Below are 14,487 nucleotides of genomic sequence, written 5' to 3' on the forward strand. Positions count from 1 at the left end.
ACCAGTTGAGTACCGGCGCGACTTATAGCGAGATCACTTGCCAGGATACCGGCACCAAACTTCACGACATCCGTATCAGCGTTGAAGCTGGAGTCGTCAAAAATAAGGTCCTTTCCATCACCCAGGTTGAAAAGGTAAATATCAGAACCAGAACCACCTGAAAGGAAATCATCACCTCTTCCCCCCACTAAAACATCATCCCCCTGAACTCCATACAAACTGTCATTTCCCCCTCCCCCGCTGAGATGATCAGCAGATGCATACCCACGAATAACATCATCACCGTCAGTGCTAACTGACACCATAGCTTTAACATCTTCAAGACGCCAAACTACGCCATTAGCGAACCGGATTTCTTCAAGAGCATAAGAGCTAGCACCATCACTTGCAAAATAATTAACCAAATTTATACTATCAGCTTCTCCTTTAAGCAAAAGCAAAAGATTGTTATCTACCCTATAAACAGTAATATCAGAAGAGCGAATATCTGTATCAAATTCGATAGCATCTACCTTGCCACTTTGAGCATCATAGTTATTAATGACATCCTGACCCCAACCCTTGCTAAATCTATAGATATCAGAGCCAGAGTCACCGCTAAGATAATCATTCCCCTTACCGCCTTCTAAAACATCATTCCCAGCACCGCCATAAATAAAATCATTCCCTGCCCCACCTAAAAGCACATCATTTACGCCACCACCAAACAGCTCATCATCGCGTTCCCCGCCAACAATATCGCCAGCTGTTGCCAATAAATAATCAAACCCTGCGCTTCGCATATCTCCATAAAGCCTAAGACCATACAATAGCGACTCACCAAAGCTTCCTGCAAATCTAAGGTCTTGGAAAAAATCTAAAAGATTGCTTCTAGCCGAGTTCAAATCTATATCGTATTCCGCTCTAAGCTTCCCAATCATTGACGAAACATCAAGTTTTAGTTCACCATCTATCAGTTTCAACTCAACAGTAGACAGTAAGGGCTTAAAATGTGTCTGCAGCATTAGTCCCGCATAAATTGAGTCTGACAGCAAATCATAGGCTTTCATCAATTTAGCGGCTGCATTAGGTCCAGGATTTTTACCCCCTTCACCCGTGCCCGTATTTTGAGAAAATGAACGCCCAACGAAGGCTTCTAAAGCAAACAGTTTACGGCCATCATCAATATACCCTCCGCGACTAGACGAACTATATGTATCAGATCCAGTCCACGTAAAAATAATAGAATCTAAAATGATCTGCCTTTTCGATTGATCATTTTCGAGCGAGAAATTAGCAATTAACGAAGCGAGAAACCCGGCAGGGTCTTTAGCTATAGACTGATTGAGATCCTCAACCACTCCAAAACCTCTTATATTAACAATACCACTATCAACAGCTACTAGACTCCCAAGATTCACACCTAAACCTTGGTCAACCGAGAACCAAACATCATTTAAACCACGCTCCCGTCCTGAGCTATCGACATAAAAACCTGATTGCAATGTAGTATTACCACCAGCATCTACAATATTAACATTCTCAAAAGCCAAACCAAGGTCTTTAACACCTACCTCTGCAAGAGTTAAAAGTTCTCCCCCATCAGATTTGGCATCACTATTGGAGTCTTTCCAGACGCGTAACTGGTTGAAGAATTCGTCATTCGAATCTATTTTCCCATCAAAATTACTGTCTAAATCGGCTAACGCCGCGAAGCCATTTTCTGCATAAAGACCATTTGAAAGTTTAGTGAAATTCCCAAACAATTCGCCACCATCATCAATTACTCCGTTCCCGTTTCTGTCCCACACAAGTAAGCCATCATCCTTACCTACCCATCCAGTAGCTTCAGCAAAATTGTTTCCATCATGATCGAAATGAACTCCAAAACTTTTGCTTAGAGTTTCAACTCCATCACCATCAAGGTCTAAGATAAGAGGTGAATATGTAGATTCTGCAGACCCAAAACTTTGAGCCAATAGAGGAAGACAAGAAAAGCCAGTATCAGTAAATCCTTTCATGAAATCAGACATCGGGATTTTACCAGCAGACGCCACCGCCCCACCAAACTCACTCGGCAACATAGCACTTTCCAGCGACCTACTCATTCCTCCTAAAGCATCAAACAAACCAGCTACAGCGTCATTTACTTCTTGGCTATCGCCACTTACAATCAAACCATATAATCCAAGACCTATACCTGCTGCAGTTAATAATACAGCAGCTGCAGAGCCAACACCTGCCACAGCAGCCAAGCCTGCAATAGAACTTAAAGTATTGATCAACGCCCTATCTGTGACCACTTTACCCTCGTCAATATCACTATAAATTGACAGGACACCTGATAAAACTCCGGCTGCATCTGACGTTTTGCCAAAAGGAGTGAAGCTCAGAACTGCTGATGCGGCCGACGCAGCAGCTCCTAACGTGCTGAGGGATGTTACATCTCCTCTTTCCACAGCTGCGTTAATATCTCGGCCTGCGTTCCCAGTTAACGCTGCTCCACCCATACCTCCAGCAATATGACTAGCTACTTGCTGTTGCAAAGAGGGACTTGTCATCTTTCACCACCTTTATTTTTGCATATAAAAATTAGTAAAAAAACAATACCAACAAACAACAACGTAATAATCATACGTCTCAACGTGGCAATTTTTGCATTATATGCTTTCGCACTACACTCAGAGGCGCTCAGACAGTTTGAAACACAAACTTTTACCCCATCAACACTACACCCCACAACCAATCTGCCATAATGTTCTACCTCAATACCCTTACCAATGTTCGTCTCCAGCGGCAAACGAAACTTTACATAACTAGGCAAAACCAAAAACTTAACTAGTAATCCACTATCCTCTTTTACAATAAATGTCGACGAGTACTGCGTATTAGAAGAAACCGCCAAAAACACCCCCCTAGTTGTTAACAAGCTCTCTTCAACTAGACTAGGTTTATTCAAGGATACAAAAAACCAAAACCCCATTAGCAAAAGAGCAACAGCAAAACAGCCGAATGCAGACCAAAGAAAATTTCTAAACCTCAAACCGTTAACACAAGATAGTCCCATCGTCCCTCTCCGACCAACTAAGCAAGTCCAACACAACCACTCACATACGAAAGAAAAGCTCTTACAAAACCACTCAAAAAACTTCAGCGACAAAAAAATTCATTGCCACTTATGACTGACAGAGGTCATCTTTCCCTCAAACTTTCAGATAAGCGCCTCTCCAGCGGACTCAACAAAAAATCTATCACCTTACGTTTATCGGTTTTCACTTCTACTGAAACTGACATCCCTGGAACCAAGTAAAAATCCTGACCATTTATATTCAAAGAATCTCTAAGAAGATGAACCCTAACACTGTAGATCAAACCAAGATTCTCATCATCAATGGCATCATTTGAAACACTTACGACTTCCCCTTCTACGACTCCATACTTTGTAAACGTAAATGTTTCCACCTTAACCGAAACTGCCTGACCCACCTTTACAAAACCAACATCTTTATTATCAAGCATCGCTTCAACTTCAACTGGCTGACCTACTGGGGCAATAATCATTAATATTTGAGCTGCTGTAACTACCCCCCCTAGAGTATGAACAGCTAGTTGCTGAACGATTCCATCTACTGGGGCAGTTAGCCTCATTAGACTATGACGCCGCTCAGCTTTTTTAACCTCTTCACTAAGAGATGAAACTTTTTGCTCTGATTGTTGTTGCAAATCAAGCATAGCCCTGCGGGCCTGAGCAACTATCACTTGCTTACGCTCATCAGCCTCATTCTTGGCGGCCATAAGCTCTAGCACTTTACTTCGTTGCAACGCTAACTCACGCTCGCCCCCCAACAATTCTTGTTCCTTTTCTAAGAAGGCATGACGTGGGACATACTGCTGCGCCAATAATAATTTATAGTCATCCGCAAGTTTCCGGCTAATCGGTAACGATTTTTGCAGTGAGTCAACATTTATATTTGCAGAAACAATCTCTGCTGACCGTTGAGCAATTTCCGCATCTGCTTGTTGCAGAGCGCTTTCAAGTTCAAGATACTGCCCTTGCAACCAAATTTCTGCAGTGTGTTGCTGACGGAGGTCAGCGGTGAAGATTTTTCCCTGAAGAGAATCTGGCAGCTTATGATTACGAATTGCTTCGAGCATTGCCCCAGCACGCGCACTGTCGACCATTGCCGCCATCAAATCACTTTTCAAGCGCCTTACATCAGCACTAGCAGCACTACTATCTAGCTCTATGAGGACATCACCTGCCTTGACTTGCTCACCATCATGAACATTGATAGCTCTAATCACCGCAACTTCGCTCGATTGAATTGTTTTACTTTTCCCACTTGCGACTACTTTGCCAGCAGCAGTAGCCACTACATCAATCTCACCGATGCAAGCCCAAATCAAAGCCAATACAGAGAACAATACAATTGCAAGGATAATAAAACGTGGGGCTGGATGAGCTGGTTGGTCTTGCAATGCCAACGCAGCGGGTAAAAATTGAATCTCGTGAGGTAATCGCTGATGAGTGTCAAACTTCTTTCTTTGACGCCAAGCCTGGCGCCAGCTGCGACCATACTTAGCAATAAGCTGATGTGACGCAGACGTTTTGCTCATGGTTGATTACCCTTGCTGCATTCTATGCAAACGTGAATAATGACCAGCCTTATGCTCTAACAGTTCAGTGTGTGAACCTTGCTCGACAATCTGTCCACGTTCCATCACAACAATTCGATTGGCATCACGAACAGCCGATAAGCGATGAGCAATGATGATTACAGTGCGCCCCTTACAGATAGCTTTCATATTTTGCTGAATGGTACGCTCAGACTCGTAGTCGAGCGCACTAGTTGCCTCATCAAAAATCAAAATGCGTGGGTTACCAATTAGCGCTCGAGCAATCGCAACCCGTTGACGCTGCCCACCAGAAAGAGAGGAACCGTGCTCCCCAACAATAGTATCGTAGCCTTCAGGAAGCTCTAATATAAAATCATGAGCTCCAGCCATTTTTGCAGCTTGTATTACAGATTCTAATGGAGTTCCAGGATCTGTTAGGGCAATATTCTCTCTAATGCTACGACAAAATAGCATATTATCTTGCTGCACTACTCCGATCTGCCGTCGTAAAGAAGAGACATCTGCTAAAGCCAAATCCATACCATCTACCAAAACCCTCCCTCGCTCTGGAACATATAGACGCTGTAGCAAGCGCGTCAATGTACTTTTCCCAGAGCCAGAGCGCCCAACAACGCCTAATATTTCGCCAGCCTGAACAACTAAACTGACATTACGCAGGACTTCAGATCCTTCAGGGTGGTATCGAAACTGAACTTGATCAAACTCAATCAGGCCTTTGAGCGCGGGCAAAGCACTTCGTGCTGTTTGAGAAGTCTCGGTGCGGGTGTTCAAAATATCACCCAGACGTTGAACTGACACGCCTGTCTGCTGAAAATTTGTCCACAGTTGTGCAAGCCGAATAATTGGTTGAGAAACCCTCCCTGCTAGCATGTTGAATGCAATCAGTTGGCCGACTGAAAGCTGCCCATCAATCACCAGTCTTGCACCTAACCAGAGTGTTGTAACGGTTACCAGCTTCCCTATAAAAGAAACGCTCTCGTTTGCAATATTTGAAAGGTTTTGAGTTTTGAACCCTGCAGAAACATAAGCAGCTAATTGATTATCCCATTTGCGGATAATTTGCGGTTCAACTGACAGTGACTTAAGCGTATCCATACCGTTGATTGTTTCCACTAAGAAGGCTTGATTTTCAGCTCCTCGGGAAAAACTATCATTGAGTCGAATTCGAAGAATTGGAGTTATCAAGGCTGACACCAATATATAAAAAGGCAAGGACAAAACTACAACCAGTGTTAACCAACCACTATAAAAAAACATTACAACAATAAATATTATTGAGAAAACCACATCCAATACAAGAGTAATAGCATTCCCTGTAAGAAAACTACGTATATTCTCAAGCTCTTTCACTCGAGCCACAGAATCCCCTACGCGCCGAGTTTGAAAATAAGCTAGCGGCAAATTTACTAAATGACGAAACAACCGCGAACCCAACTCAACATCAATCCGACTCGCCGTATGGGAAAAAACGTAAGATCTTAATCCGCTCAACAACGTCTCAAAAAACATGACCCCTAACAAACCAATAGCGACAACATCTAAAGTTGTAAGACCATGATGGACTAAAACTTTATCCATCACCACTTGAAAAAAAAGGGGTGTAAGAAGTGAAAACACCTGAAGCACAATGGATACTAAGACCACCTCACCCAACAACCTGCGATATTTAATAATCGCTGGAATAAACCAAGTAAAATCAAACCTACTGACCTCAGTTGCAATTGAAGCTTGCGAACGCAAAAGTATCAACTCACCCATCCAACGCTCCGAGAGAAGTTCTGCCGAGACTATCTCAGGACGCAATGACTGAGGATCATGAATTAATACCTTACCTAAATCTACTCGAGCTATAATAAAAAAACGCCCATCATTGGCACAAGCAATCGCTGGAAGAGGTGTTTTTGATAAACGTTCAAAACTTACTCTAATAGACTTTACTTTAAGGCTCAACTTTCGTGACGCCAATAAGATTTCATCTTTATTAAACACTCCCCCTAAGGGAGAAAATTCATGCTTCAGTTGTTCAGGAGATACAGCAATATTGTGAAAGCGAGCCATCATAACAAGGCACATAAGACCAGAATCAACGCCTTGTGAAGATTGCTGTGCATGTACGTTATCCTCTGCACCCATCATTGCGTCCATTCAATTATGACCCTAGATTGCACTACGCAAAGGGACTCTGTTGCGAGAGTAGCCGATGATTTTCAAAAAGCCGGAAAACCCTTAGAACAAAAAAGCATATGAAGGCGTTTTTTTAGCTCAAGAATTCCCTAAAAATAAATCTGATTATCGCTTGCCTTTACATATAAACCCGCTAGACGCTAAACACTTTCTACTACAATAATCTACAACCAAAGAAGCAACAACTCATACAAAAACACAACACGTTACTTTATCTGCAGCGAGAATACCCTACCCTAAAAGCAGTCTTAAACCCACTTTCCTTAGGTAACTATGCTCTGGCCCCCTAAAGGCAACACATTCGGGCCCCGCCCATCTTAAAAAAACGCCCTCAATAACAGTACTACTCCAACTCACACCACACTCACACATGAATTAAAACCAGCAAACCAAATATCAACACGTCGAGCTATAGAGGATATAACCCCTGAGACAAGCAACTTTAATTGAACAACTATCGTAAAGTGATACTTTCTTTCATGTGCACGAAACCCGCCACAACTGATCCAACCTCGTAGTGTAGCTCTGACTCATCATCTCCCGCCGCATGCCCCAGTCCGGCTTGCTCGGCACACTGGCGGCAGGCAGCGTGCCTCTGCCCCACCGCCCGTTGATTTCATCCAGCACGGCCATCACCCTGGACGCTTCTGCTGGCTGATTGACCGCAAACAAATCATCGGAAAACTCCCCCGGCTGACGCAGATCCAGCAGCAACACTTCGGCCTTGCTGTACTTGAACCCGGGCTGAAAGACATGTCCCAGCGCATCTACTGCCGCCTTGGTTAGCAGTCGCACATCATCCGTCGGGTATGGCAGGGTCACTATCACCCCTTTGGCGTATTTCGCTTCGTCCGGGTTGAACATGCCGGTCCGGATGCTGACCCTGACTTTCTTGCAGTAGGATTTTTGCGCGCGCAGCTTTTCCGAGGCACGCATCATGTAGGTGGCCACGGCCTCTTTGATCGGTGCCAGTTCGGTCAGTCGCTTGCCAAACATCCGGCTGCAGCAGATTTCCTGCTTGGGCGGGTCAGGTTCGTCCAGTTCCAGGCAGGCCGTACCCGACAACTCACGAGCGGTTTTCTCGATCACCACGCTGAATTTTTTACGCAGGGACCACGGATCAGCTTTGGCCAGGTCCATCGCGGTCTTGATGCCCATGCCCTCCAAGTGAGCGGTCATGCGGCGCCCTACTCCCCAGACTTCAGACACGGCCGTATTGCGCAGCACCCAGTCGCGCTCATGGTCACCACACAGGTTCACCACGCCACCGGTGTGCGCCTGGAGGCGCTTGGCAGTGTGGTTGGCGAGTTTGGCCAGGGTTTTGGTATGGCCAATGCCAACGCCCACGGGTATGCCGGTACATTTGAGGATTCTGGCGCGCAACTCCCGGCCCATGGCGCTGGCATCCGCAATGCCGGTCAGGTCGGCAAAGGATTCATCGATGCTGTACACCTCCACTGCCGGCACCATGGACTCGATCAAGCTCATCACGCGCTCGCTCATATCGCCATACAGCGCATAGTTCGATGAGAACGCGACGATGCCCTGCTGCTGGAGGCGCTGTTTGATCTGGAAATAGGGCTCGCCCATTTTCACAAAGGGCTTGGCGTCGTAACTGCGGGCGATGACGCAGCCGTCATTGTTGCTCAGCACCACAATGGGGACTTTGGCCAGGTCAGGTCGGAATACTCGCTCGCAGCTGGCATAGAAGCTGTTGCAGTCAATCAGGGCGAAAACCGGTTTGGGTTTAGTGACCATGGCTGCGCACGCTGTGAGTAATCACCCCCCAGATCGACAGGTCGTCTCCCTCCATGACATGCCGGTCCGGGTATTTGCTGTTTTCAGACTTAAGGATGACATCCTTCCCACGGATACACAGACGTTTGCAGATCGGGTCATTGTTCAGCAGTGCCACCACGACATGCCCGTGAACGGGCTCGACCGAGCGATCGATGACCGCCAGATCCCCTGAAAAAATGCCGATGCCCTGCATGCTGTCGCCATCGATAGTCGCGAGGTAAACGTGAGGCGCACGCACGTTGAGTACTTGGTCCAGCGAGATGACTTTCTCGATATGGTCCGCAGCCGGTGACGGAAACCCGGCTGGAATCTTGAACGAGCACAGCGGTAAACGAACCCCGCCTCCAGCAAGAGGACCCAAGAGTGTGAAGCTCATGACGCACGCCTTTAATAAGCTGTATGTATATACAGTTAACGTTGTAGGACGCATCCGGTCAATATTTCCGACAGATGTTTCTGACAGGAGGAGCGCTTGAGCCGATGAAGCTACGCTCTGAGCAGCACTGTCTTTGTCAGAGGTGATCACCATGTGTGGAAGGTTTGTGCAGTCCCAGGGCATCGCTGATTACCTAGAAGTGTTGGCATCAGACCGTAAGCTCGTCAGCGGGTATGACAACCAACCCATTGGCCGCTACAACATCGCGCCCAGCACGCGCGTCAACATCCTGCACGGGGTGCCAGACGGATTACGAATAGATCCGGTGCGCTGGGGCTGGGCGCCCTTTTGGGCCAAGGGCAAGCGCCCTGATCCCATCAACGCCCGGGTAGAAACCGTCACCACGGGCAAGTTCTTCAAGCAACTTTGGCCGAACGGACGGGCTCTGGTGATGGCAGATGGGTGGTATGAGTGGGTCAAGGATCCGGACGATCCCAAGAAGAAACAGCCCTATTTCATTCGACTTAAAAACCAGGCCCCCATGTTCTTTGCCGCGCTGGCCAAAGTTCATCCTGGGCTGGAGCCAAATGAAGATGACGGCTTCGTGATTATCACGGCCGCCAGCGATCAGGGAATGGTGGATATTCACGATCGCCGCCCGGTGGTGCTTGCGCCTGAACATGCCCGGGAATGGGTAGAGAGCGATCTGGATGCACAAAGAGCTGAAGAGTTGGCGCTGGAATGCTGCCAACCGACTGAAGAATTTGAGTGGTATCCGGTGAGCACAGCGGTAGGCAATGTAAGAAATCAAGGGCCTGAGCTGATCAAGCCGCTTTGAGGGGGCGCTGTTGCACTTTTGATACCTGAGCGTTAATCTTTTGCAGTCGCTGCAAAATCAGCGAACGGGTTTGACGGCCCAGTAAACAATAGGCGCACAGGCGCCCCCATAAAGATTGCAGGCGCTTTTTTTGCGTCCGCATATCCGTTTTATGGCGGCTGTGCGTGGGAGACCTTCGGGTCTGCCGGGTTCCTATTGTCCCGGTCCGTCAACCTGCGCACAGCTGCCACCCTCATTCGTTTGACGGCGATTCGTGGCAGTTCCTCAACAATAGGAGATTTGCCAGATGCACACTCTCAGTCCGTTCAAAATTTGCGTCTCTGTTGATCCAGAAATGGTACGCGCCATTCTGCCCACCGATGACAGCCTCACGGCTCATATCGTCCCCTGCTATATCCCGATGGCCAACACCCGCACGCTCGACAGGAATGGGGGTGGCCTATGAACGCCTCACCTTTAATCCATACGGTTGGCGGAGCCTCGTTCGGCAAGTGCAACGTTGAGAATCAGCGCCTGTTCAGCGTCAACGCAGGTGTTTCTGGCGAAGAAGCACTGCAGCACGCGTCGCTGATTTTGAACTGCGTGAACACACTCTCGTTTCTCGGGGCCATGGACGATGGCAACGAAACGCTGCGATGGGCCTCGCACTATCTCAGCGAGATGGCGAAGGCGTTGATTGATGATGTGACGCTGGGGCTTCAGCAGGTGCAGGACACAAATCTTTAAGCCCACACACCCAGGAGCTGACAAGCCTGATTACGGGCTTGTGGGCGGGGGGCAATCAAGTGACAAAGCCCCCTGCTCAATCCTCACGAGTGAACATGCTGCATTCCTCGGATTCCAGACTCTAAATTCACCAGGACTTTTTTCTCCCAAAACGCCAGGAAGACAGCGGCTTTGGCTAATCGCAATGACGATCAGACAAAAAAGTTTGAGCTCCCCCTTGAAAACGCAGATCGAAAACGGAGATTTATAAGTAAGGCGGCCGAATTCCGGTCGTTAGTCTCTCGGAGCTCCATGATGCGTTTCAGCCACATTGCCTTTCCTCTCTTTGCCGCAGCCCTCCTCGCTGGCTGCAATGGAAAGGATGTTACTCGTGTTGCCTTTCCTAAAACGGAAGGAGCCTATTTTCAAGCATACGGAAACGCGAAGCACCCCGTTGTAGAGCTCGCACTGGTTGACTCTCATAGCAATTCCCGCACGTTCAAGGGCACATTCACAGGTGAGGTCAATCTGTCGAAGCCGCTGCAAAACATTAAAGTCAGATTCGAATGTGGCGAGATCAACTTCATTGACCCAAATCACGCCTCCGCCAACCCGACTGGAAATGTGACCCAGACCCTCGTATCGGTACCGAGCGAAAGCAGCCGGGAGTGCAACGGCCAGCCCCTCCCAGATCATTGGACTGTAATCAGAGCTTAGACCCGGCGAGAGTGCCGGAGGGCAGTCCACTCAACAGGTGCAGGCGGGGCATCGGCGGCCGCTTGCACCTAACGTCAACCGCCAGACGCGGCCCTGACTAAAACCGCTGAGTAGCAAATATTGATCGGTATTCAAAAGCTGGCTTTTTGATAACTAGCGTGTGGATGGGGGGGTGATCGAGAGATGCGCCCCCCTGTTCAATCTGCGTTATTGAGAGCTCTGCATTTCTCATACACCAGATACGAAAAAACCGGCTTGCGCCGGCTTTCTCCCCCTCCAACCAAATGGTCGAGCCATGCCGGTCATGAGGGTTAGTTGTTACGCAAATTATTTCGCAATAGCGCGGGTAGCACCACAAAAAAATGATTAGCGGGCGCTAAATATTGAGTGGGCACACCTACGCGGGTCGCGCGCAAAAAAAACCTCCACCCCAAATATCTATTTCCTGCTGAAACCAGATCCCCTATCCGGTTTGCTGTGCCTGAACACACTTCAGGGCCGTTACCATGGGCGATGCTCTCCTCAATAACATCCATTTACGATGCCAGCATTTACTGCTCGTACTGCTGATGCTACCCGCCGCTGCATTGGCCGAGGCCTTGGTCTATACAGATAAGGCTCACCCAGTAACTGCCGCTACCGACGCACGCATCGTGTTACTGGACCAACAACACCACCTCGAAACCGACCTCTCCCGCGACCTCCCCCCAGATCCACAACTCGCCGAGGCAATCATCCACGCCCGCCTTAACAGCTCCTCCGGCAAACGCCTGCAATCCGACCTCGCCAAAGCCCAACAAGATTTAACTGACGCTTGGAGCCTGGGTATTGAGAAGATCCCGGCCGTGATCGTTGATCGACGTTATGTGGTCTATGGCGAACCGGATGTGGCCAAGGCCCTGGATCTGATCAACCGCGCCAGGAGCCAGCCGCAATGAATCGCCACCTGCTGCGCCCGGTCTCGCTGGCCCTTATCTGCAGCCTGCCCTTCAGCGCATCCGCATCAATCAACTCGGCCAGCATTATTGCCTCCTCGGTCTCGCCACAGTGCCTTGAGTACAAGGTTGTCGGCATTTGCTACTGGCTGCTGTGTACGACGTTCGGCTGCAAGGTGAAGACTTCCACCAAGGTGCGCCATTACGTACCGGATGCGGTGGTGTCGGCGTATTCCAATACAGGGGCGAATCCGTGGGCCGAGCTGTCGGTGCTCGGCACGCCTACTCCGCTGTCTCAAGCGGGTAATGACGCGACCACCAACCATATCGGCGAAAACGCAGCGCTGAAGTTCAAGGAAGCGGATGTGATCGGGCATCCCGGCGGCGCGACGTTCAGTCAGTTTGCCAGCGCTTCGGGTTATACCTGTCAGGGCGCGACACTGCCTCTGGTGCCCTACTTCGTCAGCACGCTTGATCCGATTGCCTGGCGATATGGCATCCCCGAAACCGTTTACCCCGAAGCATTGATACCCGGGCGGCGAGAGGTCGGGAGCATGACCACTGCGGATTTGTGGGGCAATGTGTATCCGCGCAGTGGTTTTCTGCATCAGTCGGATGACTACAAAACCGGAGCTGTGATCGCTCAGCGGGCAGGTGATATCACCACGCGCTCCGGCCAGATCCACGTTTACTTACCCATGCAGGCCAAGGCCAAGGATGGGTATTGGCCTGCTGGCGAGTTGGTTGAGGGCGACGCCAAGACCGGTAAATGGCAAGAACTGACACCACGCACGAGTCAGTCCTGCGCTGTTTTTCCCAATAGGGAAGCTCAGATTCAGGCAGAGGACGGTGGCTATGCCTGGGCACTGTGGCGGCCTTATTCGTGCTGCCAGCGGCGCGGTCAAACTTTTCTCGGCAGCACGGACTTCCAACAATGAGCAGATTAAAGCTGACAGCAACTGGGCTTGGGTTGCTGTGCGCGTTGGTCAGTGCAGCGGTTTTTTCCGCTGATCCCATTGGCGCCTCTTCCTCCGGCAGTGTGATCGGTGACGATGTGCTTTACAGCATCGGCGGCGGCAGCGCGGTGACGATGGGCAGTGCCGGGAATATGGACAGCATCGCAGTGGGCGGCGGCTGGAACAGCAATCTGGTCTGCGGAAACATGAGCCTAAGTAACACGCTGGAAAATCAGTTGAACGGGGCAACGGCTGGTTTCCAAAACATCATGACTTCAGTAGTGCAGAACGCCACTGGTGCGGTGGCCTCACTGCCCGCCTTGATCCTTCAACGTGCCAACCCGGCCCTCTACAACTTGATTACCAATGGCATTCTGCAGGCCCGCCTGGACTTTGACCGCTCCAAAAGTACCTGCCGCGCCATCGGCGACAGGATGGCCGATATCGCAGGCAACCAAATGGGCTGGGGCAAGCTTGCCGAAGGCCAGGCTATGAGCAAGACCTTGCAGTCCAATACGGACGCCGTATCTGCGGTCGAACAAGTCGAAAAGAAAGGCGGCAATGATGGCGTGACCTGGGTCGGCGGTGATCGCGCAGGAGGCTCCGGGCAAAAGCCGATTCGCATCGTGGGGGATGTCACCAGGGCCGGGTACAACCTGCTGAACAAACGCGCAGCCAATGACTCGTCCTCGATCAACAAGGACATATGCGGCAATGGACTGGTGTGCAATGTTTGGTCTTCCCCTCAGGAAGCCAGCACTTTCGCCAACCGTGTATTGGGGGAGCAGCAGCAACAGACCTGTGACAACTGTCCAAAAACGGTCACTGCCGCAGGCGTGGGCCTGACACCTCTTATCCAGGAAACCTACGATATCAAGTTAAAGGCCCTGCAAGAGCTGCTGACAGGCAGCAAAGCGTTGTCAGTGGACAATCTAAATGCGGCCAGTAGCCATTCATTGCCGATCACGCGGGGCGTGGTGGCGGCACTGAAAGATGAACGTGATCAGGATGTGCTTGCCCGTCGATTGGCCTCGGAAGTCGCTTTATCCGATGTGCTGGAGAAGGCGTTAATTTTGCAACGCACGCTACTGGCTGGCAGCCGCGAACCCAATGTAGCGGCCAATGATCTGGCCCTGCAGGCCGTCAATTTGCAGAGTTCGTCGCTGCAGCAGGAAATTGGCAACCTCAAGATCGAGTTGGACATGCGCCAGCAACTCGCGAATAACTCGCCCATGGCCATCATTGAGCGCAGTAAAGCCCGGGCTGAACACTCTCGCGGGGTGTTTCAGGGAGACCCTGAGACTGGCCGCCTGAACCAGTTGCAGTCGCCCGCCAAAAGCAACCCGTGAGGCATAGACC

12 protein-coding genes are annotated in these 14,487 nt (G+C 49.7%); 6 read left to right on the forward strand and 6 right to left on the reverse strand.

Going from position 1 to position 14,487, the window contains the following annotated elements:
* From ACP7BE_RS15615 to ACP7BE_RS15640, 6 genes are all read right to left on the reverse strand, one after another.
* A partial coding sequence (locus ACP7BE_RS15615; protein WP_426106441.1) for a calcium-binding protein occupies positions 1-2,540 on the reverse strand: 2,540 nt, incomplete at its 3' end.
* Entirely contained in the window at positions 2,537-3,046 is a 510-nt protein-coding gene (locus tag ACP7BE_RS15620) for a hypothetical protein (protein ID WP_426106443.1), read from the reverse strand. The genes ACP7BE_RS15620 and ACP7BE_RS15615, both read right to left, overlap by 4 nt.
* 125 nt (positions 3,047-3,171) lie before the next feature.
* Positions 3,172-4,596, reverse strand: a complete 1,425-nt coding sequence (locus ACP7BE_RS15625; protein ID WP_426106445.1) for an HlyD family type I secretion periplasmic adaptor subunit — start codon at positions 4,594-4,596, stop codon at positions 3,172-3,174.
* Between the two features lie 6 nt (positions 4,597-4,602).
* Complete coding sequence (locus tag ACP7BE_RS15630) at positions 4,603-6,762, reverse strand: type I secretion system permease/ATPase (protein WP_426106447.1); 2,160 nt, start codon at positions 6,760-6,762, stop codon at positions 4,603-4,605.
* A 516-nt stretch (positions 6,763-7,278) separates the two neighbouring features.
* Entirely contained in the window at positions 7,279-8,559 is a 1,281-nt protein-coding gene (umuC, locus tag ACP7BE_RS15635) for a translesion error-prone DNA polymerase V subunit UmuC (RefSeq protein WP_426106449.1), read from the reverse strand.
* A complete protein-coding gene (locus ACP7BE_RS15640) occupies positions 8,549-8,977 on the reverse strand; it encodes a LexA family protein (protein ID WP_426106451.1) in 429 nt (142 codons plus the stop codon). Before ACP7BE_RS15640 ends, umuC begins: the two co-directional genes overlap by 11 nt.
* Before the next feature lie 151 nt (positions 8,978-9,128).
* Between ACP7BE_RS15640 and ACP7BE_RS15645 the strand changes: the two genes are divergently transcribed.
* The 6 genes from ACP7BE_RS15645 to ACP7BE_RS15670 all read left to right on the forward strand — a co-directional run bounded on the left by ACP7BE_RS15645 (position 9,129) and on the right by ACP7BE_RS15670 (position 14,477).
* Positions 9,129-9,815, forward strand: coding sequence for an SOS response-associated peptidase family protein (locus ACP7BE_RS15645; RefSeq protein WP_426106806.1), 687 nt, complete (start codon positions 9,129-9,131; stop codon positions 9,813-9,815).
* A 441-nt stretch (positions 9,816-10,256) separates the two neighbouring features.
* Positions 10,257-10,541, forward strand: a complete 285-nt coding sequence (locus ACP7BE_RS15650) for a DUF3077 domain-containing protein (RefSeq protein WP_240881795.1) — start codon at positions 10,257-10,259, stop codon at positions 10,539-10,541.
* 291 nt (positions 10,542-10,832) lie between these two features.
* Positions 10,833-11,237, forward strand: a complete 405-nt coding sequence (locus ACP7BE_RS15655) for a hypothetical protein (protein WP_426106453.1) — start codon at positions 10,833-10,835, stop codon at positions 11,235-11,237.
* A 506-nt stretch (positions 11,238-11,743) separates the two neighbouring features.
* A complete protein-coding gene (locus tag ACP7BE_RS15660; RefSeq protein ID WP_426106455.1) occupies positions 11,744-12,175 on the forward strand; it encodes a TIGR03757 family integrating conjugative element protein in 432 nt (143 codons plus the stop codon).
* Complete coding sequence (locus tag ACP7BE_RS15665) at positions 12,172-13,110, forward strand: TIGR03756 family integrating conjugative element protein (protein ID WP_426106457.1); 939 nt, start codon at positions 12,172-12,174, stop codon at positions 13,108-13,110. The genes ACP7BE_RS15660 and ACP7BE_RS15665 overlap by 4 nt, the downstream gene beginning before the upstream one ends.
* On the forward strand, positions 13,107-14,477 hold the full coding sequence (locus ACP7BE_RS15670) for an integrating conjugative element protein (protein WP_426106459.1): 1,371 nt from the start codon (positions 13,107-13,109) through the stop codon (positions 14,475-14,477). The genes ACP7BE_RS15665 and ACP7BE_RS15670 overlap by 4 nt, the downstream gene beginning before the upstream one ends.
* Positions 14,478-14,487: the final 10 nt, after the last annotated feature.

The sequence above is a fragment of the Pseudomonas sp. TWR1-1-3 genome, assembly GCF_049896805.1.
Classification (GTDB): Bacteria; Pseudomonadota; Gammaproteobacteria; order Pseudomonadales; family Pseudomonadaceae; genus Aquipseudomonas; species Aquipseudomonas bubulae.

Excerpts from the sequence above, each read along its gene's own strand:
- ACP7BE_RS15660 (WP_426106455.1), top strand. The coding sequence starts at position 11,744 with ATGGGCGATGCTCTCCTCAATAACATCCATTTACGATGCCAGCATTTA.
- ACP7BE_RS15655 (WP_426106453.1), top strand. The coding sequence starts at position 10,833 with ATGATGCGTTTCAGCCACATTGCCTTTCCTCTCTTTGCCGCAGCCCTC.
- ACP7BE_RS15630 (WP_426106447.1), bottom strand. The coding sequence starts at position 6,762 with ATGGACGCAATGATGGGTGCAGAGGATAACGTACATGCACAGCAATCT.
- ACP7BE_RS15670 (WP_426106459.1), top strand. The coding sequence starts at position 13,107 with ATGAGCAGATTAAAGCTGACAGCAACTGGGCTTGGGTTGCTGTGCGCG.
- ACP7BE_RS15645 (WP_426106806.1), top strand. The coding sequence starts at position 9,129 with ATGTGTGGAAGGTTTGTGCAGTCCCAGGGCATCGCTGATTACCTAGAA.
- ACP7BE_RS15620 (WP_426106443.1), bottom strand. The coding sequence starts at position 3,046 with ATGGGACTATCTTGTGTTAACGGTTTGAGGTTTAGAAATTTTCTTTGG.
- ACP7BE_RS15625 (WP_426106445.1), bottom strand. The coding sequence starts at position 4,596 with ATGAGCAAAACGTCTGCGTCACATCAGCTTATTGCTAAGTATGGTCGC.
- ACP7BE_RS15665 (WP_426106457.1), top strand. The coding sequence starts at position 12,172 with ATGAATCGCCACCTGCTGCGCCCGGTCTCGCTGGCCCTTATCTGCAGC.
- umuC (WP_426106449.1), bottom strand. The coding sequence starts at position 8,559 with ATGGTCACTAAACCCAAACCGGTTTTCGCCCTGATTGACTGCAACAGC.
- ACP7BE_RS15640 (WP_426106451.1), bottom strand. The coding sequence starts at position 8,977 with ATGAGCTTCACACTCTTGGGTCCTCTTGCTGGAGGCGGGGTTCGTTTA.
- ACP7BE_RS15650 (WP_240881795.1), top strand. The coding sequence starts at position 10,257 with ATGAACGCCTCACCTTTAATCCATACGGTTGGCGGAGCCTCGTTCGGC.